Source organism: Aliiroseovarius sp. CAU 1755 (assembly GCF_054482655.1).
In genome coordinates this window covers 248,121-268,787 of sequence record NZ_JBTLRH010000002.1, presented here as the reverse complement: position 1 = coordinate 268,787, position 20,667 = coordinate 248,121, and the positions used below count along the sequence as shown (strand labels likewise).

The window sequence follows — 20,667 nt, the reverse complement described above, 5'->3', positions numbered from 1 at the left end:
CACAATGGATTTCCGTCGCGAACAGACATATGCCTTGTGCAAAGGCAACACGGACGGGACCAAAGACAATGGCAGTAGGGATTTTCGATTCAGGTCTGGGTGGGCTGACGGTGCTGGATGCCGTGACAAAACGTCTGCCCGATGTTGATTTCGTCTACTACGCTGACAGCAAGCATGCGCCTTATGGTGTGCGCGACGCCGATGACATCTATAATCTGACGACCACCGCCGTTCAGGCTTTGTGGGATCAGGGCTGCGATCTGGTGATCCTTGCGTGCAACACGGCCTCGGCGGCAGCGCTGCGCCGGATGCAGGAAAGCTGGGTTCCCGGCGACAAGCGTGTGCTGGGCGTTTTTGTGCCGTTGATCGAGGCGATGACAGAACGGAACTGGGGCGACAACTCGCCGCCGCGCGAAGTGGCAGTGAAACATGTGGCGCTGTTTGCCACGCCCGCCACCGTGTCCAGCCGTGCGTTCCAGCGTGAACTGGCTTTCCGGGCGATCGGCGTGGATGTCGAAGCGCAAGCCTGTGGCGGGGTCGTGGATGCGATTGAAGAGGGCGACATGATCCTGGCCGAAGCGCTTGTGCGCAGCCATGTGGACGCCTTGAAACGCAAGATGCCAAAGCCCGAGGCTGCGATCCTTGGCTGCACCCATTACCCGCTGATGGAACAGGTGTTCCAAGACGCGCTGGGCAAGGAGGTGCAGGTTTACAGTCAAGCCAATCTGGTGGCCGAAAGCCTTGCCGACTACCTTGGCCGTCACCCTGAAATGTTGGGCGAGGGCGCGGGGTCGAAGTTCCTGACCACCGGCGACCCTGACCGGGTGTCCGACCGTGCCACCCAGTTTCTGCGACGAAAGATCACGTTCGACGCGGCCTGATTGAAGCGGGCCGATAAAACCACTACATCTTTCGCGAAGTCTCAGGAGGTCATGATGACCCACAAAATCGCCATTCTTGGTGCGTCCGGCTATACCGGCGCTGAACTTGTCAGGTTGATCGCAACCCATCCGACGATGGAAATCGTCGCCCTGTCTGCCGACCGCAAGGCGGGGATGGAGATGGCAGATGTCTATCCGCAGCTGCGCCACCTCGATCTGCCCAAGCTGGTCAAGATGGATCAGATCGACTTTGCGGATGTTGATCTGGCCTTCGCGGCCCTGCCGCATGGTCTTAGCCAAGCGTTGGTGCGTGATCTGCCCAAGTCGGTGAAGGTCGTGGACCTTGGTGCCGATTTCCGGCTGCGCGACCCTGCGGACTATGAGAAATGGTATGGCGCGCCGCATGTGGCGACCGAGCTTCAGAAAGAAGCGGTCTATGGGCTGACCGAGTTTTACCGCGACGACATCACATCTGCGCGATTGGTGGCCGGCACCGGCTGCAACGCGGCGACGGTGCAATACGCGCTTCGCCCGTTGATTTCAGCGGGCCTGATCGACCTTGACCGGATCATCTGTGATCTGAAGAACGGGGTGTCCGGGGCCGGGCGGTCTTTGAAGGAAAACATGCTGTTTGCTGAACGTTCGACCGATGTGCAGGGCTATGCGCATGGCGGCAAGCATCGGCATTTAGGTGAGTTCGATCAGGAGTTCTCAAAGCTGGCGGGCCGTCCGGTTCAGATTATGTTCACGCCGCACCTTGTGCCGGTGAACCGCGGCATTCTGGCGGATTGCTATGTTGACGGGGATGCGGACAAGATCCACGCAGCCTTGGTTGAGCAATATCAAGACGAACCGTTCGTGACTGTGCTACCCAAGGGCCAACTGCCCGGTATGGGGCATGTCATGGGGTCGAACCAATGCCATCTGGGCGTTGTAGGCGACCGCGTTCCGGGGCGTGCTTTGGTGGTGTCGGCGTTGGACAATCTATGCAAAGGATCGTCCGGTCAGGCGATGCAAAATGCCAACCTCATGTTGGGCGAGGATGAGACGACGGGGCTGATGATGCTCCCGGTCTTTCCATAAGTCTTTGAAAAGGAGCCGACCATGGCCGGTTTGAAAAGTCTGAAGAAAACACGACGAATCCAGATCATTGTTCTGGCATTTGTGGCGCTCGGGATCTCCACAGGGTTGATCGGCTATGCGCTGAAAGACGGGATCAACTATTACCGTTCCCCGACCGAAGTTCTGGCCGAACCGCCCAGCGAAAACGAGGTGTTCCGCATGGGTGGTCTGGTGTCAGACGGCACACTTGTGCGTGGTCAAAGCGAAACGGTGACCTTTTCCGTCACCGACGGTGGGGCGGTTGTGCCGGTCAGCTACACTGGCGTGTTGCCTGATCTGTTTGGTGAAAACCAAGGCATGATCGGCACTGGAAGCTATGTAAACGGCACATTCCAAGCCACGGAAATCCTTGCCAAACACGACGAAGATTATATGCCGAAAGAGGTTATCGACAGCCTCAAGGAAACCGGCGTTTACGTCGAGCCGACCTCCTGATTTGAGGTTTCTTAACGCTTCTTAACCAGCCTTACCCCCATGTTTGACATGCGGGGTATAGGCGCAAATGAAAAGCGTTGAAGAAATAGCGACCGAGATTGTCGCCCGCGAGGGTGGCTATGTAAACGACCCGGACGATCCGGGCGGCGCGACCAAATACGGCGTGACGATCCACACCATGCGGCGCCTTGGGTTGGATCTGGATCGCGACGGGAAGGTGACATCGAAGGATGTCAAAGCCCTGACCCGTGATCAGGCCCGCGACATCTTCCTGAAGCACTATTTCCAGAAACCCCGGCTGGCGGAGCTTCCGCGCCCGCTGCAGGCTTCCGTGTTCGATATGTATGTGAATGCGGGCGGCAATGCGGTTCGCATCTTGCAAAAGTTGCTCTTGAAGATGGGGTTCAAAGTTGCCGTAGACGGCGCGCTCGGCCCGCAGACCCTTGCGGTGGCGCGCGCGGCACTGACGGCTGCGCCCGATCACCTTGTGGACGCCTATGGGATCGAGCGGCGCAACTATTACTACAGGCTTGCCGATCGTCGGCCCAGTTCGCGCAAATACGCGCGCCGACGCGATGGCGGCAAGGGGGGCTGGATCACCCGCGCCGAGGAGTTCCTGTCGCCCCGGTATCACTTTTCAAATGAAGAACATCGCACGAGGACCGCAAAATGGGCCTGATTGACAGCGTTTTTAACATGGTTTTCGGGGCTGGCGGGTCGGGCGGAAATGTCGTTCGCGAAACCGCAGAGGTGTTTCGCGAGAACGCTGAGGCGGCCTCGGCTCGAGAAGCTGACCTGCAGCGCGCCGCGATCGACGCCTTTGCCGCCGAGTTTGCACATTCTCGTTCTGGTCGCTTTGACCGCTTCATGGACGGTCTGAACCGTATCCCCCGACCCGCTCTTGCCCTGTCGACACTGGGGCTTTTTGTCGCCGCGATGGTCAGCCCTGCATGGTTTGCGGCGCGGATGCAAGGCGTGGCGTTGGTCCCTGAACCCTTGTGGTGGCTCATGGGGGTGATCGTCAGCTTCTATTTCGGCGCGCGTCACCAAATGAAAGGGCAAGAGTTGCAACGCGCACTGGCGGCGTCCTTGTCGTTGAGCGAGAGGCGGGTTCGGCGCGACCTGCAAGGCGAAACGGCGCCTATGCCGGTGGTGCAACGGCCCAAACAACCGCGCCCCAAACCCGCGTCTTCCCTGAGCGCGCCCATTCATACTCCGCGACCCGTCGATACCACGGCAAATGCAGCGCTTGCGGATTGGCAAAGGACACGCCGTGGCCGGTGATCTTCTTCTCAAACTGGTGGCCGAACACGGGCCGTGGGTGCTTTTGGTGTTCTACTTGCTCTATCGCGATCTTCAGAAGGATCAGGCCACGCGCGCGGTTCTGGACAAGAACTCGTCGATCCTGATCGAGATCACGACAATCATTCGCGAACGACTGCCCGCAGGCGGTGGAGTGGGGCGGGGATGACGGCGGTTGAAAGGGCGGCGCGCTGGCTTCGCGCCGCGGTGCTGGGTGCAAGGTTCAGACAAACACTTGAACGAAACGAACATGCTGCGGCCGAATTGGACGCGGTTGTGCGAAAGGTCTTGCAGAAATGAAACAAGCGTTTGCTTTGATGATGTTGCTCGCCGCCTTGCTGCAATTGGGATATCTGCTGGCGGGTTACGATGCGATCTATCAGATCGGATATGGGGCCATCACGCTGATGGGCCTGATGATTTCGCTGACTTTTCTGTGGCTTTACGTGCAGCGCGCGACCCCCTTGGCGCTTGGCATGGCCTACAGTTGGTCAGGGGCCAGTCTGGTGCTGGGCTGGTGGTGGATTTTTGCCCTCGCCGGCGAACCGGTTGTGATGAGCGAAAGTGCGGCCCATTTTGCGCCCCTTGCGCTCTATCTGACCGGTGCGGTCCTGCATTTCAGCGTGATTCATCGGTCGTTCGGAAGCCATGGCGCCGCCTTTCTTTGGCCAGCACTTGGCGCGGTGGCGCTGTCTACGTTGATCTATCTGGTGGTCTGACTGCACAAAGACGTGACGTGGTGCCGCATGGGGCTAGGCCCCGGTTGCGACTCCGTTTAAGGTCGCGCTCATGATTACAGAGCTTGGACATTTCGCGCTGATATTGGCGCTGGGCGTGGCGGTCACACAAATGATCGTTCCACTGATTGGGGCACATTACGGCTGGCGCAGCTGGATGGAGATGGCGGTGCCTGCGGCAACGATCCAGTTCCTGCTGGTGGCCGCGTCATTTTTGGCGCTGACTTACGCGTTTGTGACCTCGGATTTCTCACTGAAGCTTGTGACGCTGAATTCGCATTCCGCCAAACCGATGCTTTACAAAGTGTCGGGCGTTTGGGGGAATCACGAAGGGTCTATGCTTCTTTGGGTGCTGATCGTGACGCTGTTTGGCGCCATGGCAGCGTGGTTTGGGGGCAATCTTCCGATACGCCTGAAGGCGCGGGTGCTGGCGGTGCAAAGTTCGATCGCAGTGGCGTTTCTGGGCTTCGTCATCTTCACATCGAACCCGTTCGAACGCCTTGTGCAGCCGCCCTTTGACGGGCGCGATTTGAACCCGCTTTTGCAAGACCCGGGTTTGGCCTTCCATCCGCCGTTCCTTTATCTGGGGTATGTCGGGCTTTCGATGGCCTTCTCGTTCGCCGTTGCCGCCCTGATCGAGGGGCGTATCGACGCTGCTTGGGGGCGCTGGGTGCGTCCTTGGACGCTGGCGGCTTGGGTTTTCTTGACTATCGGTATCGCGCTCGGCAGTTGGTGGGCGTATTACGAGCTGGGTTGGGGCGGCTTCTGGTTCTGGGATCCGGTCGAAAACGCGTCCTTCATGCCTTGGCTCTTTGCCGCGGCCCTGCTCCATTCCGCGATTGTCGTGGAAAAACGAGAGGCGCTGAAAAGCTGGACCATCCTTCTGGCCATCCTTGCTTTCGGATTTTCGCTGATCGGCACGTTCATCGTGCGGTCAGGCGTCATTACTTCGGTCCACGCATTTGCCTCTGACCCGGAACGCGGCGTATTCATCTTGCTGATTCTACTGGTCTTTACCGGAGGCGCCTTAACCCTGTTCGCCGCCCGCGCGCGCGCGATGGAGGCACGTGGCGTTTTTGGTTTCGTCAGCCGCGAAAGTGCGCTGGTCAGCAACAACATCCTTTTGGCGGTCTCGGCGTTTGTGGTCTTTACCGGCACGATATGGCCGCTTATCGGTGAGATTTTTGACCGCAAGATCTCGGTCGGGGCGCCGTTCTTCGAAGCCGCTTTCACGCCCTTCATGGTGGTGTTGGCGCTGATTATGCCTATCGGGGCGATGTTGCCTTGGAAGCGCGCCAAACTTGGCCGCGCGGTAAAGGCACTGATACCTGCGTTCATCCTTGCTGTGGCCGTAGGGGCGCTGGTCTGGGCCATCCAGACGAACAAGTCCGCGCTGGGGCCGATTGGCATGTTTCTTGGCACGTGGCTCGTTGCGGGGGCGCTGGTCGATCTGGCCACGCGCACCGGGCGCGGCACGTTGTCTGGTCGCCTGTCACGGTTGACCCGTCTGCCCCGGTCCGACTGGGGCAAGCTGGCCGCACATTCCGGGTTCGGGATCACCATTATGGGGATCTGCGGACTTATGGCCTGGAGCGTCGAAGACATCCGCGTGGCGCAGATCGGTGAAACGTTCGATGTCTCTGAATACGAGGTCACTCTGGTTTCGGTCGGGCGTGAACAAGGTCCGAACTATTTCACCACGAAAGCAGAAATTCACGTCACCCGCGACGGGCAGGACGTGACCACCCTTTATCCCGAAAAACGCGTCTATCCGGTTCAGGCCATGCCGACGACCGAAGCCGCGATTGCAAACGGGTTCTGGCGTGACCTCTATTTGGTCATCGGTGATCCACAGGACAACGGTGGTTGGGCCGTGCGCACGTTTATCAAGCCTTTCGCCAACTGGATCTGGGCCGGGTCAATCATCATGGCGCTTGGTGGGCTGATCAGCCTGTCTGATCGTCGCTTCCGCGTCGCAGCAGGCGCCGCAAAGGCGCGCGCGCAAGGAGTGCCAGCGGAATGAAACGTCTGATCCTAGCAGGCCTTGTCGCCAGCGCCTTGTGCGCCACGCCAGCGGGTGCGGTTAATCCAGACGAAGTGTTGGACGACCCTGCGATGGAAGCGCGCGCGCGCGATATTTCGGCTGATCTGCGTTGCGTTGTCTGCCGGGGCGAGAATATCGACGAAAGCAACGCCGCGATCGCTCGTGACCTTCGGCTTTTGGTGCGCGAAAGGTTGGAAGAAGGCGACAGCAACGAACAAGTCGTCGACTTCATCGTCGAACGCTATGGCGAATATGTCTTGATGAAGCCAAACCGTGCCGGCGCGAATGTGGTTTTGTGGGCGGCCGGGCCGATTGTGTTCATTTTGGCGATCCTGGCGGGGGGGCTTTACCTTCGGCGGCGCTCGCAGGCGAATGACGGCCCGAAAACGCTGTCTGACGACGAAGAAGCGCGGCTTGAGGAGATTTTGAAGGACTGACCGGTGAATTTTCACCTGTCGCGCTTGGGTTTTAGGTAAATGACGGAGCGTCCTCCTTTACCCGACCAACGGGTCAGATAAGCTGTGCCAAATTCCCGGGAGGACCGAATGGACTACGAAACGATCACGCTGGACACAACGGATGGGCTGGCCGTTCTAACCCTGAACCGCGCCGATGTGATGAACGCGCTGAATACACAGATGCGCGCTGAAATCACCCACGCCGTCAAAGACGCTGGCGATACTGCTCGGGCTTTGGTGATCACCGGGGCGGGGCGTGCGTTCTGTTCCGGGCAAGATCTTGGGGATCGTGCGAACGCCGCGCAAGTGGATCTGGAACGCACCCTTCGCGATGAATACGAACCGCTGTTAAAGGCGATCTATACCTGCCCGATCCCTACGATTTCGGCGGTGAATGGGGCTGCGGCCGGGGCAGGGGCGAACATCGCGCTGGCTGCGGATGTGGTCATCGCGTCAGAAAGCGCCTTTTTCATGCAAGCGTTTGCGCGCATTGGCCTGATCCCGGACGCTGGCGGCACGTATTGGATGCCGCGTCAGATGGGGTTCGCAAAAGCCATGGGCGCCGCGCTGTTTGCCGAAAAGATGACCGCCCGCGAAGCAGCTGACACTGGGTTGATATGGGAATGCGTCGCAGATGATACGTTCGAAGCGACCTGGCGCGCCCGTGCCGCACAGTTGGCACAGGGGCCGACGCTGGCGTATCGCAACATCAAGACAGCTCTGCGCAGCTCGATGAGCAACACGCTGGACGAACAACTGGCGCTTGAGGCCAAGTTGCAGGGCGAATGCGGCAACTCGCGCGACTTCAAGGAAGGCGTTCTGGCGTTTCTAGAAAAGCGTAGCCCCGACTATGAGGGACGTTAGAGCCTAGGCCTGATCCCAAGGCTGCCGCGCGTCTTCAAAGACATCTTTGCCGCGTTCAAAAAGCGTCGGATCGTTAAGTGCACCAGCATAAATGGCTATGGCATCTGGCATGCGGGATGTCGCTTTCAACAGCGGCGATCCACAATCGCGACAGAATATGAACTCCAACATTGATCCCGAATCCGCCCTTTGGCGGTAGGTTTTTGTCGGCCCCTTGGTCATCAGCGCATCGCGGTGAACCATCATTTGTGGGGCGTGTCCGGCCCCGGTCACGTGTTGGCAATCTCTGCAATAGCATTGAATTGTGAAGCGTATTTCGCCGGTATAGTCGAATTGGCACGCTCCACACAGGCAGCTGCCAGACAGATACTGAGACATGTCCAACCTCCTTGATTGATAGAGTAGCCAGTAGCTTGATGCGCGCTATGAAAACAAAAAAAGCCGCCAAAATCGGCGGCTTTTTTCTGGTTTTGGCGAATGGCGTCTTAGCGCTTTGCAACATCCACATAGTCGCGCAGCGTTTCGCCCAGATACAACTGGCGCGGACGGCCGATTTTCTGGCCCGGATCGCCCAGCATCTCTTTCCACTGCGAAATCCACCCAACGGTGCGCGACAGCGCGAAAATTGGTGTGAACATCGAGGTGGGGAAGCCCATGGCCTCAAGGATGATGCCCGAATAGAAATCGACATTCGGATACAGCTTCTTCTCAACGAAATAGGGGTCTTCCAGCGCAATGCGCTCAAGCTCTTTCGCGACTTTCAGCGTTTCGTTGTTGTCGATGCCCAGAAGGCCCAGAACCTCGTCTGCGCTTTCCTTCATGACCTTCGCACGTGGGTCGAAGTTCTTGTAGACGCGGTGACCAAAGCCCATCAGGCGGAACGGATCGTTCTTGTCCTTGGCGCGGGCCACGTATTCCGGGATGTTGTCGACCGAACCGATTTCACGCAGCATCTCAAGGCAGGCTTGGTTCGCACCGCCATGCGCTGGCCCCCACAGACAAGCGATGCCAGCTGCGATACAGGCAAACGGGTTGGCACCCGACGACCCGGCCAGACGCACGGTCGAGGTCGAGGCGTTCTGTTCGTGATCAGCGTGCAGGGTGAAAATGCGGTCCATCGCTTTCGACAGGATCGGGTTCACCTCGTATTCCTCGCACGGAACGGCAAAGCACATGCGCAGGAAGTTCGAGGCGTAATCCAAATCGTTTTTCGGATAAACGAACGGTTGTCCGACGGAATACTTGTAGGCCATCGCGCAGATGGTGGGCAGTTTGGCGATCATTCGGATCGCGGCGACTTCACGCTGCCATTCGTCGTTCACATCGGTCGAGTCGTGATAGAAGGCGGACATTGCCCCGACAACGCCAGTGATAATCGCCATCGGGTGCGCGTCACGGCGGAACCCGGTGAAGAACTTGATCATCTGCTCGTGCACCATTGTGTGGTTGGTGACGCGGCTTTCGAAATCGATCAGTTCAGCTTCGGTCGGCAGTTCACCATACAGCAGCAGGAAGCACACTTCGAGGTAATGCGATTTCTCGGCCAGCTGGTCGATCGGATAGCCGCGATACAGCAGCTCGCCCTTGTCGCCGTCGATGAAGGTGATTGTCGAATCGCAGCTTGCCGTCGAGGTGAAGCCAGGGTCATAGGTGAACACGTCACCTTTTGCATACAGCTTGCGGATGTCGATCACGTCGGGGCCCGCCGTGGGCGAATATATCGGCAGCTCCAGATCTTTGTCGCCAAAGGTAAGCTTTGCAGTTCCGGTCGGTTTGGCCATCTATTTATTCCCTTCGTGTTCGTATCTATCCGCGTCCACCCCGGATGGGTCGGACGCGTGTGCTTGTTCTATGCGCTTGCATCTTCAAGGCGGGCAACAGTTTCGTCACGGCCAAGAACAAGCATCATATCAAAAACGCTTGGGGTCACGGCGCGACCGGCAAGGGCTGCCCGCAAGGGAGCAGCCAGTTTGCCAAACTTGGTCCCGTGAGCTTCGGCAAGCTCGTTCAGGATCCCTTCCAGCGTGTTGCGATCCCAGCTAGCATTTTGCAGCTGCGGCGTCAATTCTTTCAGTATACCACGGGATACTTCATCCAGTGCCTTTGCTGCTTTCTCGTCCTGTTCGATGGGGCGGGTCGCGGTTGCAAAGCTTGCCTTTTCAAGGAGTTGCGGGAATGTCTTCGCCCCCGTTTTCAACACATACATCGCATCTGTCAAAAGTTGACGTTGCTGCGGTTGCAAAGGGATTTGCCCGATTGCGGCCAGAAAAGCTTCAAGCTCGGCCATCACTTCGGCATCGTCCATCGCCGCGAGGTGTTGCCCCGATAGGTTGTCGAGCTTTTTGAAGTCAAACCGCGCTGGGCTTTTGCCGATTCCCTTCAGGTCAAACCACTCCAACGCCTGCGCGTCGGTGAAGTATTCGTCATCCCCGTGGCTCCACCCCAGACGCGCCAGATAGTTGCGCATCGCGCGGGCGGGATAGCCCATGGCTTGGTATTCCTCGACCCCCAACGCGCCGTGGCGTTTGGACAGTTTCTTGCCGTCAGGGCCGTGGATCAGTGGGATATGCGCCCAAACCGGCACATCCCAACCCATGGCTTGATAAACAAGCTGCTGACGTGCGGCGTTGTTCAGGTGATCATCCCCCCGAATGGCATGGGTCACGCCCATATCGTGATCGTCAACGACAACAGCCAGCATGTAAGTGGGTGTGCCATCAGACCGTAAACAAATCATGTCGTCGAGCTGATCATTTCGGATGGTGACATTGCCCTGAACAGCATCGTCGATGATCGTTGCCCCCTCGCGCGGGGCTTTCAGGCGGATCACGTAAGGCGCATCCGGGTGGGTCGCGGGGTCCGCGTCGCGCCACGGCGATTGGAACAACGTCGATTTCCCAGCTGCGCGCGCATCGTCGCGAAACGCCTGAATTTCGTCCTGCGTGGCAAAGCACTTATAGGCATGGCCGTTCGCCAGCATCTCATGCGCAACCTCGGCGTGGCGGTCGGCACGGTCGAATTGGCTGATCACCTCGCCGTCATGGTCAAGACCAAGCCACTCCATACCCTTCAGGATCGCCGACGTCGCCTCGGGCGTTGACCGGGCGCGGTCGGTGTCCTCGATCCTCAGCAGGAACTTCCCGCCGCGGCCACGGGCGAAAAGCCAGTTGAACAACGCAGTGCGGGCCCCCCCGATATGCAGGTATCCAGTCGGGGACGGGGCGAAACGGGTGACGATCTGATCGGTCGGTGCCATGGACGTTAACCTTTTGGAAACCATGCAGGAGTTAAGCAGGTATGAAAGCGTTTCGGGTGTCTGCCCAAGACCGCGAGACACTGACAAGCCAACAGACCGCAACGGGCCGGGCGCCTGTCAGGGAGTGGCGCGGTTCGGGTATATTCCCCATCGCTTTACGAAATACGGAGGCCGTGAACAAGGGTGCTGGTCCAGAAGATCCTGACGCGTATCGAAGAAGAACGCGGGCGGCTGCTGAATTGGGCGCCGCTGTGTCTGGGTTTGGGGATCGGGCTCTACTTTGCATCGCCCCAAGAACTTGGGCCCACCGCCTATGGGCTGCTGATCGCCACCGTGGTGGTGGCGCTTGTTTTGGCATGGCTGCGCCCATGGGGCATCGGCCCCTTGGCGGTCGCGCTTGGTTTGGTCGCCTTTGGCACATGCTGGGCGGGTGCGCGTGCGCATTGGGTGGCTGCGCCGGTTCTGGATTTTCGCTACTACGGTCCGGTCGAAGGCCGCATCGTTACCATCGACAGGTCGCAATCTGATGCGGTGCGCCTGACCCTCGATCACGTCAGGCTTGACGATGTGGCACCCTGGAAACACCCCCGCCGCGTGCGCGTGTCCTTGCATGGCAACCAAGCGTTTCTGACCCCTGAAATCGGCCAGCGCGTGGCGCTCACGGCTCATTTGTCCGGTCCTAACGGCCCCGTCGAACCGGGCGGGTTTGATTTCCAGCGCATGGCTTGGTTTCGCGACATCGGAGCGGTGGGCTATACCCGCGTGCCTGCGCTGTTGCTTGCCAAGCCAAAGCGTGGCGTAGTGTTGGCCGTCACACGTATGCGGCAAGACATCTCGGCTTGGGTGCGCAGCGTGTTGCCGGGTGAAACCGGCGCCTTTGCCGCAGCGATCACCACAGGGGATCGGTCGGCCATGAGCCAGACCACGCTGCAAGCGCTCAGAGGGTCAAATCTGGCCCACCTTCTGGCGATTTCCGGACTGCATATGGGGCTATTGACCGGGTTCGTGTTTCAAGCCCTGCGAATAATGTTCGGGCTTTGGCCTTGGCTCGCGTTGCGCTATCCGGTCAAGAAGCTGGCCGCGGTCGTGGCGATTGCCTCCGGGGCCTTCTATCTGGCGCTGTCGGGTGGCAACATCGCAACTGAACGTGCCTTCATCATGGTGGCAACCATGTTCGTCGCCATATTGTTTGACCGTCGCGCCCTGACCCTGCGCGCGGTCGCGATGGCGGCGATCATCGTTTTGGTGTTGCACCCCGAAGCCCTGACCGAACCCGGTTTCCAGATGTCCTTTGCCGCGACGACGGCGCTGGTTGCGGTGTTCGGTTGGCTGCGCGATCGCGCAAAGAGCGACACGGCCCGGCGCGCGCCGAAATGGGCGCGGCCCATTCTGGCAGTGGTCATCTCGTCTGCCGTGGCGGGGCTGGCCACCGCACCCTTTGGCGCCGCGCATTTCAATCAGGTCAGCCACTTCGGGCTGGTGGCAAACCTGCTGTCGGTGCCGGTTATGGGTGCATTGATCATGCCGCTGGCGGTGCTTTCTGCGGTGCTGGCGCCTTTGGGGCTTGGCTGGGTGCCGGTCAAGGCGATGGGCCCCCCCATCGACTGGATCATCTGGGTTGCAGGCCTCGTGGCCGGGCTGGACGGAGCCATTGGGCAGGTCGTGGCCCCACCTGACGCTGTGCTGCCTTGCGTGGCGGTGGGTGGGATCCTCGTCACACTTCTGGTCGGTAAGGAGCGGCTTGTCGGTCTTGTCCCGCTGGGGTTGGCCTTGGTTCTATGGATGCAGGCCGAACGCCCGCCACTTCTGGTCAGCGCCTCTGGTGGCTTGGTTGGTGTGATGACCAAATCGGGCCGGGCCTTGTCGAAACCCAAGGGTGAAGGTTTTGCAGCCCGATCTTGGCTCGAGAACGATGGCGACGCTGCGGACCAGGACGCGGCATCTGCCCGTCCGGGGTTCGATGGTGAAAAGGGCTTTCTGCGCGCAGACCTTGACGGATTGCGACTTGTCCACCTGAGCGGCCGGGGCGCCGAGGCGCAACTGCCACGCGCCTGCGCCCAAGCCGATCTGGTGATCCTGTCCGCGTGGCGCAAAGCCGATGCGCCTGCCGGGTGTGTCCTTCTGGACAGGGCCGGGCTGGCCAAGACGGGTGCCGTCGCCCTTTGGCCCGAACCCGGCGGTTTTCGCGTTGAAACAACAGTGTCACGCACCGGGGACCGACTATGGACCAGATAGGCACCGATGCCTGTTGCCCGGCGCGCGCAAAGCCCCTAGCGTTTCGTGAAAGGAGCGCACCATGGTCGAAACAGCAGGACGGATCACCCTTTGGGGGGTCGAGGTGTTTGTCGCTGCGGCCGACGAGCGTTCGATTTCGGTGGCGGCGCGACGGCTGGGGGTCAGCCCGTCATCCGTCAGCCAGCAACTCACCAACCTTGAAACTGCGCTGGGCACCCTGTTGGTGGACCGATCCGCACGCCCCTTGGCTCTGACGCCCGCAGGGGGGCTGTTTTTGAAGCGCGCGCAGACAATCCTGAACGAGGCTGAGCAGGCGCGCGCCGAACTGACCCTTGGGGCGATGTCGCACCTGTCGCGGTTGCGCCTTGGCATGATCGAGGATTTCGACGCAGACGTGACACCCCGCCTGTTGTCGGACATGGCGGCCGATCTGGACGGAACGCGCTTTTTGCTGGAAACCGGCGCGTCGCACCGGCTGCACGACCAACTGGATGCCCGTGCGCTGGATGTGATCGTCGCTGCCGACACCGGTGCCTCGGCCCCGTGGATGGAGGTGCATCCGGTAATGGAAGAACCCTTCGTCGCCGCCGTGCCCAAGGGAGCGATCGGTCAAGCCGACCCGATGGAGGTGCTGCGCGCCCTGCCGTTGGTGCAATACACGGCGCGACACCATATGGGGCGGGTAATCTCGGCCAATCTGGCGCGCCAGAATCTGCGACTGGACAACCGGTTCGAGCTGGACAGCTATCACGCCATCATGGCGATGGTGGCGGCAGGTGCAGGATGGACCATTATCACCCCGCTTGGCTTTTTCCGCGCGCAACGCTTTCGCGCCGCCGCCGATCTGATCCCGCTGCCCTTTGCCCCCTTCACCCGCCGCATCAACCTGACGGCCCGTCAGGATGTGCTGGGCGATTTGCCCCGCGACATGGCCCGACGCCTGACTGCAGTTCTGGATGATCTGGTCGTTCAGCCCGCACAGAAGGAATTTCCCTGGCTGCGCGATGGTGTGCGGCTGCTGGGGAAACAATCCTGACAGTCTGGCCCAGCGCTGGGTGCGGGTGTCAGGCGGCTGTTTCAGCCTTTGCTGATTTGACCTCGGCGGCGGCATCGACCAGCGCCGCGGCGATGAAGTCCAGGTCTGGTCTTTTCAGACGCACCGGTAGACGCGTGTCACAAGCCCGCATCAGCATGTCGCGTGTCTGGGGCAAGTCACCCTGATCCCCGATGAAATGCCAGTTCCAGAAGGCCCGCGCATTGTCGGTGCTCATCCCGAAGACCTGAACAGACACGCCGCGCGCCTTCGCCGCACTTTGAAAGGCAAGCGTGTCGTCATCGCTCATGCCGACAAGGTTGAACTGAATGGAATCAGGCGCGCGGGTTTCAGCTGGCAGGGCAGGGGGCACGTCGATCCAAGGGCTCTGGTTCAGCTTTGCGGCCACATAATCGTGGTTTATCAAACCATCTCTGACCCGGCGCGCAAGCTCGGGCAGTTGCGGGCGGATGACCGCCGCCGACAGGTTTGACAGCCGCGTGTTGTAGAGCGGCAGTTGGTTTTGCCAGCGCGCAAAGGCCTCTTCCAACGCTGGTGTGTTGTCGCCGTGCGGGCCTTTGTGCTTTTTCCAATTGTGCTCGTAGGCGCCGGACATGATGACGGCACGCGCAATCAAATCGGCGTCATCGGTGATCATAATCCCGCCCTCGCCGGCATTCAGCATCTTGTAGGACTGAAACGAAAAACAGCCGATCTTGCCAATCGTCCCAATCTTGCGGCCATGCCACAACGTGCCCAACGAATGCGCCGCGTCTTCGATGACCGGCACGCCGCGCGCCTCGCACAGCGCCATGATCGCATCCATGTCCGAGGTGTGACCGCGCATGTGGCTGATGATCACGGCATGGATATCATCGGTCAGCTTGCGGTCAAAATCGGCCATATCCAAGCGGTAGTTGTCCTGAACCTCTACCAGAACAGGCTGGCAGTCCGCATGCACGATCGCGCTTGGCACGGCGGCAAATGTGAAGGCAGGGATTAGGACCTTCGCGTCGCGCGGAAGGTCCAGCGCTTTCAGCGACAAGAACAGCGCGGCCGAGCAACTTGCCACAGCCAACGCGTATTTTGCCCCCATCAATTCGGCGAACTCAGCTTCCAGCAAGCTAACGGGCGCGTCTTCAGGGGCGGTATACCGGAACAAGTCCCCGGATTGCAGCAGCCGGTCAATCTCGGCTCGTGCGGCGTCGGGGATGGGTTCGGCGTCATAGACATTCGGGGCGAGGGTCATGTCCTGGTCCTGCTCAATGGGCGAGATTCGAACATTTCAGAATTGCCGAAACTCTTCTTCGGATTATCTGTAGGTCAAAATGCTACGGAAAACCAGACCATATCGCCCCCGTTCCCTGTGAGTTCGATGAGGAAGATCGGGGGCTTGTGGTTATGATAGCCCATCACCGAGCGCCGAGCTTGCGCGGACCAAGGCCATCGGCGTCGGACAAACGGCTGTGGTGACGCTTGTGTCGAATATAGGGGCAGGCTGGGCAGTTGCGACCATGTCGGGCGTAACGCGCCCAGCCCTTCAAGTATTAGACGTTCAGCAAAAGATGCTCACGCTCCCACGGGCTGATGACTTGCAAAAACTCATCAAGCTCGGTGTGCTTCACGATGGAGTAGACGCGTGCGAACTCCGGCCCCAGCACCTCGTGCATTTGCTTGGCTTCGTCAAACAGCTCAAGCGCATAGCCCTGATCGCGCGGGATATCTTCTTCGCCCTCGTAGGCGTCACCCTTGTATAGCGCTTTCGGGCGCTTTTCTTCCATCAGGCCAAGATAACCGGCCGCCAAGCTGGCAGCGATCCCCAGATAGGGGTTGCAATCCATCCCGGCGATGCGGTTTTCGACCCGTCGTGCCTTGGGGGAAGACAGCGGCACACGGATCCCCGTCGTGCGGTTGTCACGGCCCCACTCAAGGTTAATGGGCGCGGCGTTGTCTTTCACATAGCGTCGATAGCTGTTCACATAGGGCGCCAGCACCGCCACCACGCTGGGCAGGTGGTTCTGCATCCCCGCGATGAAGTGGAAGAAAGCATCGGTGTCGCCGCCTTGCGGGCCTGCAAAGATGTTTTCGCCTGTCTCAATGTCCAACACCGAATGGTGGATGTGCATCGCCGACCCCGGCTCTTCCGCGATCGGCTTGGCCATGAAGGTGGCGAAACAATCGTGGCGCAGGGCGGCTTCGCGGATCAGGCGTTTGAAATAGAACACTTCGTCCGCCAGCTTGATCGGGTCACCATGGATCAGGTTGATCTCAAGCTGACCGGCGCCACCTTCCTGCGTGATGCCGTCAATCTCGAACCCTTGGGCTTCGGCGAAATCATAGATATCGTCGATCACCGGCCCGAACTCGTCGACAGCCGTCATCGAGTAAGCCTGACGCGCCGCAGCAGGACGACCCGAGCGGCCCATCATCGGCTTGATTTTCTCGGCCGGGTCGATGTTGCGGGCGACCAGATAAAACTCCATCTCGGGCGCAACGATCGGCTCCCACCCTTGGGCGTGATACAGCTCGACCACGCGGCGCAGCACGTTGCGTGGGCTGAACGGGATCGGTTTGTTGTTGCGATCAAACGCGTCATGGATCACCTGAAGCGTCCAGTCCCCGGTCCAGGGGGCTGCTGTGGCGGTGGACATGTCCGGCTTCAGCGTCATGTCGCGTTCCAGAAAACCTTCGTCGCCGGCCGCTTCGCCCCAGTCGCCTGTGATGGTTTGGTAGAACACGCTGTCGGGCAGGTGGAAATAGTCCTGACGGGCGAACTTGCGGGCCGGAACCGCCTTGCCGCGGGCGATGCCTGGAAGGTCCGAGATGATGCATTCGACCTCGTCCAGCCGTTTGCCGTCCAGATATTCTTGTGCGGCCTCGGGCAGGTTCTTCATCCACGACGTGGAATTTGGCTTGGTCGTGTCCATTACTTGTCTCCCTTGTTCAACACGTCGGCCATTCGGTCGGCAAATGCCGGCGCGTCCACGGGTTGGGATAGATTGTCTTGAGCGGCGTTCAGAATGTCGTCAGAGACATTGCCGCGCCCGCGGTGTTGGATCAGCGCGTCGATCATCTTGGCTGTGAATTCCGGGTGCGGTTGAATCGTCATGATTCGGTCCCCGATCATGAACCCGGCATTGGCGCAGAAATCATTGCTGGCAAAGACGCGCGCCCCTTCGGGCAGTTCAACCACTTGGTCCTGGTGCCAGGCATTCAAAGCGATCTGTTCACCGTCGATGTCATAAGTTTGCCGCCCGACCGCCCAGCCGCCATCGAACTTGGCAACCTTGCCGCCAAGCGCTTGCGCAATGATCTGGTGGCCGAAGCATACGCCCACCAATGGGCGCCCCGCATCGCGAATCTGGCGGATCAACGCCTCAAGGGGCGCGATCCAGTCGTGGTCTTCGTAGGCGCCGTGTTTCGACCCCGTGATCAGCCAACCATCTGCTGCATCAGGTCCGCTGGGGAAGTCGCCATCAACGACGCTGTAGGTCGTGAAGTCATAGCCATATCCGTCCAGCAGGCGGGTGAACATCTGGCCATAGTCGCCAAGTTCGTCGCGCACTTCATCGGGAGAATGGCCGGTTTGAAGGATACCGATCCTCATGAGTCACCAAATTTGATCAAATTATGATTTGGACATTATCCGAGCCACTCGATCGGGGCAAGAGGGGAAAATCAAAGGTCGCATTCATGCCCTTGGTGGGACTGGATCTCGGTGCTTGCGAAGGGGCCATGTGCGATGGCGGACCGCTACCGCATCAACGTGCGCATGAACCCGGGACGACGAATAACCGCTTGCGGCAAGTGCCGATTCAACCGTTTTCCGATTGTTCCGAAAACCGTGATCACCACCAAGGTCAGCAGGATGAAAAACCCGGCCAGAATGGGGTAGGGGATGAACGGGTTGAACGTCTTGTCGGCGAAGTAGCTTGCATAATAAAGAGCGTCACCGCGCTGCTGCCAGACCGGAAAGCCTGAGAAATAGACCAGTGCGGTCGCGTGGAACAGAAAGATCGCCTCGTTCGTATAGGCCGGCCAAGCCAGCCGCAGCATTGACGGCCATACGATCCGTTTGAACCGTGTCCACCCCGTGATGCCATAGGCGTCAGCAGCTTCCAGATCACCTTTTGGGATTGATTGCAGCGCACCGTGGAAGATCTCGGCGGTATAGGCGGTGGTGTTCAGAAACAACACAAGTGCTGCGCCCAGCCACGCCGAGGTAAACGGCGCGAGGAATGGAAGGCTCTGTTTCAGCACCACGAAAAGCGCATAGGCAAAGAACATCTGGATGAACAAGGGCGACCCGCGAAACACGTAAACGAAGAATTCGGCCGGTTTACGCAGCCAATAGAGCTGGCTGTTCTTGGCCAGCGCCACGGCGGTTGCGGCAAAAAAGCCAAACGCAATCGCGATCAGCCCGAAATAGATGTTCCAGATCATGCCTGATCCGATCAGGGTGATCTGCTCGCACAGGGTGAAATCTTCCCGGGGCAGAAGCCGCTCACCAATGCCAACTGATCGCAGCGCATAGTCCTGAATGGTTTGAAGGCAGCTCATTGGGCGGCCTTTCTTTGGGCTTCACCGGCGGCGGTGGCCTGTCCATGCGACAAGCGGGCCGAGATCCGTTTGAAGACCCGTTCACTGACCGAGGTCAGCATCAGATAGAACACAAGCAGACCGAAGAAATAGATCGCATGCCAATTGCCATGCGGATAATCAGAAAAGCGCGCCGTCTTGGTGCCGCCAAGTTCGCGTGCCCAATAGACGATATCCTCAACCCCCAGCAGGAACAGAAGCGGTGTCGCCTTGACGAGGATCATCCAAAGGTTGGACAGGCCGGGCAACGCATAGACCCACATCTGCGGCACGAGGATGCGCCAAAAGGTCTGGCGCTGGGTCATGCCATAGGCTTCTGCGGTTTCCAGCTGGGCGCGCGGAACGGCCCGCATGGCACCGAAAAGGACGTTGGCGGCAAACGCGCCGAACACGATGGAAAAGGTCAGCACCGCAAGCGAGAACCCATAGGTTTCGTGCACCCATTGTGGGCTGGTGGACAAGGGTAACTTGGCCTGCGTGCAGACCACGAAATCACTGCCCTGACGAATTGGTTCCGACCAATCGGGGCACTTGACCTTGTGGCGCAGGTATTCGAACGCCTGATCCAGCGCGATAACGAAGAACATGAAAAACGCGATGTCCGGCACGCCACGCACGATCGCCGTGTAGGTCTTGCCCAAAAGGCTGAGCGGTAGGAACCGCGACCGTGCGGCGGCGGCCCCTGCAAAGCCGAACAAAAGCGCGACCGGTGCGGTGATCAGCAAAAGCACGATGACCGTGACGAACGAGCCATAGAACCCCATATGCTTGCCAGTGGTGAGGTAGCAGCTGAGCCAGCTCAGGCCCTCAAGCGTCGACGGATCAGAGCAGTAGGAAAACATTGCAGATACCGGTTGGGGATCGTGCCACCTTGAACGGTCCGTCTCGGACCGGGTGGCAGGGATGGCCCGCGCAACAGATGTGCGCGAGCCAAAGGGTCATATTAGAACTGCGAAGCGACTTCCCACTTGGCAATCAACGTGTTCAGCGTGCCGTCGTCCTTCATGGACTGGATCGCCGCATCGAAGATGTCGCGCAGTTCGGTGTCGCTTTCGCGGAAACCCATACCGACGCCGCCGCCGATCATTTCCATCCGCTCCAGCATCACCAACCCGTCCGAACCGACCATGGTGTCAAGGAAGCTCTTGTCGGCTAGAACCGCATCGGCCTCGCCACCTTTTACGGCCGCGACAGTTTCTTCGGGTGTCGGAAACTCGACAAGGGTCCAGCCCTGTTCCGCCACGAACGCCGCCTGAATGGTGGTCGCTTGCGCTGCAACAACGCCAGTTGCCGGGTCGACATCAGCCGACATCGCACCATAAGCCGAGGGATCTGGCGGGGTGTAGGGTTGGGTGAAGTCAATCACTTCGTCGCGTTCGTCGGTGATCGACATGCCCGCGATGATCGCATCATAGTTGCCGGAAACGAGGTTGGGGATGATCGTGTCCCATTCGTTCTTGACCCATTCACAGGTCAATTCGGCGCGCTTGCACAGCTCGTCGCCCAGCTCGCGTTCGAAGCCGTCGATCTCGCCGGCATCGTTCACGAAGTTCCACGGCGCATAGGCACCTTCCGTGCCCAAACGCACGGTCTTGCCGTGGTTGTCCGCCATAGCGAAGCCGGCGGTAAGCGCCAGTGCTGCGGTTGAAAGGATCAGCTTTTTCATTGGTTTACTCCCTTAGTGGTGTTGTTTGGTTTCTT

At 59.5% G+C, this 20,667-nt stretch carries 21 protein-coding genes; 12 read left to right on the top strand and 9 right to left on the bottom strand.

Features of this window, described 5'->3' with window-relative positions; all coding sequences use genetic code 11:
• The first annotated feature begins 68 nt into the window (after positions 1 to 68).
• From murI to ACXYMP_RS08455, 10 genes are all read left to right on the top strand, one after another.
• Positions 69 to 881 (top strand): glutamate racemase, encoded by an 813-nt coding sequence (murI, locus tag ACXYMP_RS08500; RefSeq protein ID WP_458905646.1) that lies wholly within the window; start codon positions 69 to 71, stop codon positions 879 to 881.
• 54 nt (positions 882 to 935) lie between these two features.
• Positions 936 to 1,964, top strand: coding sequence for an N-acetyl-gamma-glutamyl-phosphate reductase (gene argC, locus ACXYMP_RS08495; RefSeq protein ID WP_458905644.1), 1,029 nt, complete (start codon positions 936 to 938; stop codon positions 1,962 to 1,964).
• 30 nt (positions 1,965 to 1,994) lie between these two features.
• Positions 1,995 to 2,438, top strand: coding sequence for a cytochrome c maturation protein CcmE (ccmE, locus tag ACXYMP_RS08490; protein WP_248369537.1), 444 nt, complete (start codon positions 1,995 to 1,997; stop codon positions 2,436 to 2,438).
• Between the two features lie 67 nt (positions 2,439 to 2,505).
• Positions 2,506 to 3,117 carry a holin-associated N-acetylmuramidase gene (locus ACXYMP_RS08485; RefSeq protein WP_458905642.1) on the top strand — a complete coding sequence of 204 codons (612 nt, stop codon included), beginning with the start codon at positions 2,506 to 2,508 and terminating at the stop codon, positions 3,115 to 3,117.
• Positions 3,108 to 3,722, top strand: a complete 615-nt coding sequence (locus ACXYMP_RS08480) for a holin family protein (protein WP_458905640.1) — start codon at positions 3,108 to 3,110, stop codon at positions 3,720 to 3,722. Before ACXYMP_RS08485 ends, ACXYMP_RS08480 begins: the two co-directional genes overlap by 10 nt.
• On the top strand, positions 3,712 to 3,909 hold the full coding sequence (locus ACXYMP_RS08475; protein WP_298565674.1) for a hypothetical protein: 198 nt from the start codon (positions 3,712 to 3,714) through the stop codon (positions 3,907 to 3,909). Before ACXYMP_RS08480 ends, ACXYMP_RS08475 begins: the two co-directional genes overlap by 11 nt.
• 127 nt (positions 3,910 to 4,036) lie before the next feature.
• On the top strand, positions 4,037 to 4,459 hold the full coding sequence (locus tag ACXYMP_RS08470; protein ID WP_458905638.1) for a hypothetical protein: 423 nt from the start codon (positions 4,037 to 4,039) through the stop codon (positions 4,457 to 4,459).
• A gap of 70 nt (positions 4,460 to 4,529) precedes the next feature.
• Positions 4,530 to 6,500 carry a heme lyase CcmF/NrfE family subunit gene (locus ACXYMP_RS08465; RefSeq protein ID WP_298565677.1) on the top strand — a complete coding sequence of 657 codons (1,971 nt, stop codon included), beginning with the start codon at positions 4,530 to 4,532 and terminating at the stop codon, positions 6,498 to 6,500.
• A complete protein-coding gene (locus tag ACXYMP_RS08460; protein ID WP_298565678.1) occupies positions 6,497 to 6,958 on the top strand; it encodes a cytochrome c-type biogenesis protein in 462 nt (153 codons plus the stop codon). The genes ACXYMP_RS08465 and ACXYMP_RS08460 overlap by 4 nt, the downstream gene beginning before the upstream one ends.
• A gap of 108 nt (positions 6,959 to 7,066) precedes the next feature.
• Positions 7,067 to 7,843: an enoyl-CoA hydratase-related protein gene (locus tag ACXYMP_RS08455; RefSeq protein WP_298565679.1), complete on the top strand. Its 777-nt coding sequence runs from the start codon at positions 7,067 to 7,069 to the stop codon at positions 7,841 to 7,843.
• Between the two features lie 3 nt (positions 7,844 to 7,846).
• Here ACXYMP_RS08455 and ACXYMP_RS08450 read toward each other — a convergent pair whose 3' ends face one another.
• From ACXYMP_RS08450 to gltX, 3 genes are all read right to left on the bottom strand, one after another.
• Positions 7,847 to 8,221 (bottom strand): GFA family protein, encoded by a 375-nt coding sequence (locus ACXYMP_RS08450; RefSeq protein ID WP_298565680.1) that lies wholly within the window; start codon positions 8,219 to 8,221, stop codon positions 7,847 to 7,849.
• A gap of 107 nt (positions 8,222 to 8,328) precedes the next feature.
• The gene (gene gltA, locus ACXYMP_RS08445) at positions 8,329 to 9,624 is read right to left on the bottom strand and encodes a citrate synthase (protein ID WP_298565681.1); all 1,296 of its coding nucleotides are present in this window, start codon (positions 9,622 to 9,624) and stop codon (positions 8,329 to 8,331) included.
• A 68-nt stretch (positions 9,625 to 9,692) separates the two neighbouring features.
• Positions 9,693 to 11,099 carry a glutamate--tRNA ligase gene (gene gltX, locus ACXYMP_RS08440; RefSeq protein ID WP_298565682.1) on the bottom strand — a complete coding sequence of 469 codons (1,407 nt, stop codon included), beginning with the start codon at positions 11,097 to 11,099 and terminating at the stop codon, positions 9,693 to 9,695.
• A 183-nt stretch (positions 11,100 to 11,282) separates the two neighbouring features.
• Here gltX and ACXYMP_RS08435 point away from each other — a divergent pair, with 183 nt between their 5' ends.
• A complete protein-coding gene (locus ACXYMP_RS08435; protein ID WP_458905634.1) occupies positions 11,283 to 13,334 on the top strand; it encodes a ComEC/Rec2 family competence protein in 2,052 nt (683 codons plus the stop codon).
• Positions 13,335 to 13,395: 61 nt separating this feature from the next.
• The gene (locus ACXYMP_RS08430) at positions 13,396 to 14,370 is read left to right on the top strand and encodes a LysR family transcriptional regulator (protein ID WP_458905632.1); all 975 of its coding nucleotides are present in this window, start codon (positions 13,396 to 13,398) and stop codon (positions 14,368 to 14,370) included.
• A gap of 28 nt (positions 14,371 to 14,398) precedes the next feature.
• On the opposite strand, the gene ACXYMP_RS08425 is transcribed toward ACXYMP_RS08430, so the two are convergent.
• The 6 genes from ACXYMP_RS08425 to ACXYMP_RS08400 all read right to left on the bottom strand — a co-directional run bounded on the left by ACXYMP_RS08425 (position 14,399) and on the right by ACXYMP_RS08400 (position 20,632).
• Positions 14,399 to 15,616, bottom strand: a complete 1,218-nt coding sequence (locus ACXYMP_RS08425; RefSeq protein WP_458905630.1) for a DegT/DnrJ/EryC1/StrS family aminotransferase — start codon at positions 15,614 to 15,616, stop codon at positions 14,399 to 14,401.
• Positions 15,617 to 15,914: 298 nt separating this feature from the next.
• Entirely contained in the window at positions 15,915 to 17,294 is a 1,380-nt protein-coding gene (locus ACXYMP_RS08420; RefSeq protein WP_298565687.1) for a glutamine synthetase family protein, read from the bottom strand.
• Entirely contained in the window at positions 17,294 to 17,974 is a 681-nt protein-coding gene (locus tag ACXYMP_RS08415) for a type 1 glutamine amidotransferase (protein ID WP_458905628.1), read from the bottom strand. Before ACXYMP_RS08415 ends, ACXYMP_RS08420 begins: the two co-directional genes overlap by 1 nt.
• Positions 17,975 to 18,120: 146 nt before the next feature.
• Positions 18,121 to 18,927: an ABC transporter permease gene (locus ACXYMP_RS08410; protein ID WP_298565690.1), complete on the bottom strand. Its 807-nt coding sequence runs from the start codon at positions 18,925 to 18,927 to the stop codon at positions 18,121 to 18,123.
• Positions 18,924 to 19,808 carry an ABC transporter permease gene (locus tag ACXYMP_RS08405; RefSeq protein ID WP_458905625.1) on the bottom strand — a complete coding sequence of 295 codons (885 nt, stop codon included), beginning with the start codon at positions 19,806 to 19,808 and terminating at the stop codon, positions 18,924 to 18,926. The genes ACXYMP_RS08410 and ACXYMP_RS08405 overlap by 4 nt, the downstream gene beginning before the upstream one ends.
• A gap of 101 nt (positions 19,809 to 19,909) precedes the next feature.
• Positions 19,910 to 20,632 (bottom strand): transporter substrate-binding domain-containing protein, encoded by a 723-nt coding sequence (locus ACXYMP_RS08400; RefSeq protein ID WP_298565692.1) that lies wholly within the window; start codon positions 20,630 to 20,632, stop codon positions 19,910 to 19,912.
• Between the last annotated feature and the right edge of the window lie 35 nt (positions 20,633 to 20,667).

Coding starts and splice junctions, on each gene's coding strand:
- ACXYMP_RS08420 (WP_298565687.1), bottom strand. CDS start 17,294: ATGGACACGACCAAGCCAAATTCCACGTCGTGGATGAAGAACCTGCCC.
- ACXYMP_RS08450 (WP_298565680.1), bottom strand. CDS start 8,221: ATGTCTCAGTATCTGTCTGGCAGCTGCCTGTGTGGAGCGTGCCAATTC.
- ACXYMP_RS08485 (WP_458905642.1), top strand. CDS start 2,506: ATGAAAAGCGTTGAAGAAATAGCGACCGAGATTGTCGCCCGCGAGGGT.
- ACXYMP_RS08455 (WP_298565679.1), top strand. CDS start 7,067: ATGGACTACGAAACGATCACGCTGGACACAACGGATGGGCTGGCCGTT.
- ACXYMP_RS08415 (WP_458905628.1), bottom strand. CDS start 17,974: ATGAGGATCGGTATCCTTCAAACCGGCCATTCTCCCGATGAAGTGCGC.
- gltX (WP_298565682.1), bottom strand. CDS start 11,099: ATGGCACCGACCGATCAGATCGTCACCCGTTTCGCCCCGTCCCCGACT.
- ACXYMP_RS08480 (WP_458905640.1), top strand. CDS start 3,108: ATGGGCCTGATTGACAGCGTTTTTAACATGGTTTTCGGGGCTGGCGGG.
- gltA (WP_298565681.1), bottom strand. CDS start 9,624: ATGGCCAAACCGACCGGAACTGCAAAGCTTACCTTTGGCGACAAAGAT.
- ACXYMP_RS08425 (WP_458905630.1), bottom strand. CDS start 15,616: ATGACCCTCGCCCCGAATGTCTATGACGCCGAACCCATCCCCGACGCC.
- ACXYMP_RS08400 (WP_298565692.1), bottom strand. CDS start 20,632: ATGAAAAAGCTGATCCTTTCAACCGCAGCACTGGCGCTTACCGCCGGC.
- ACXYMP_RS08465 (WP_298565677.1), top strand. CDS start 4,530: ATGATTACAGAGCTTGGACATTTCGCGCTGATATTGGCGCTGGGCGTG.
- murI (WP_458905646.1), top strand. CDS start 69: ATGGCAGTAGGGATTTTCGATTCAGGTCTGGGTGGGCTGACGGTGCTG.
- ACXYMP_RS08430 (WP_458905632.1), top strand. CDS start 13,396: ATGGTCGAAACAGCAGGACGGATCACCCTTTGGGGGGTCGAGGTGTTT.
- argC (WP_458905644.1), top strand. CDS start 936: ATGACCCACAAAATCGCCATTCTTGGTGCGTCCGGCTATACCGGCGCT.
- ACXYMP_RS08410 (WP_298565690.1), bottom strand. CDS start 18,927: ATGAGCTGCCTTCAAACCATTCAGGACTATGCGCTGCGATCAGTTGGC.
- ACXYMP_RS08405 (WP_458905625.1), bottom strand. CDS start 19,808: ATGTTTTCCTACTGCTCTGATCCGTCGACGCTTGAGGGCCTGAGCTGG.
- ACXYMP_RS08470 (WP_458905638.1), top strand. CDS start 4,037: ATGAAACAAGCGTTTGCTTTGATGATGTTGCTCGCCGCCTTGCTGCAA.
- ACXYMP_RS08460 (WP_298565678.1), top strand. CDS start 6,497: ATGAAACGTCTGATCCTAGCAGGCCTTGTCGCCAGCGCCTTGTGCGCC.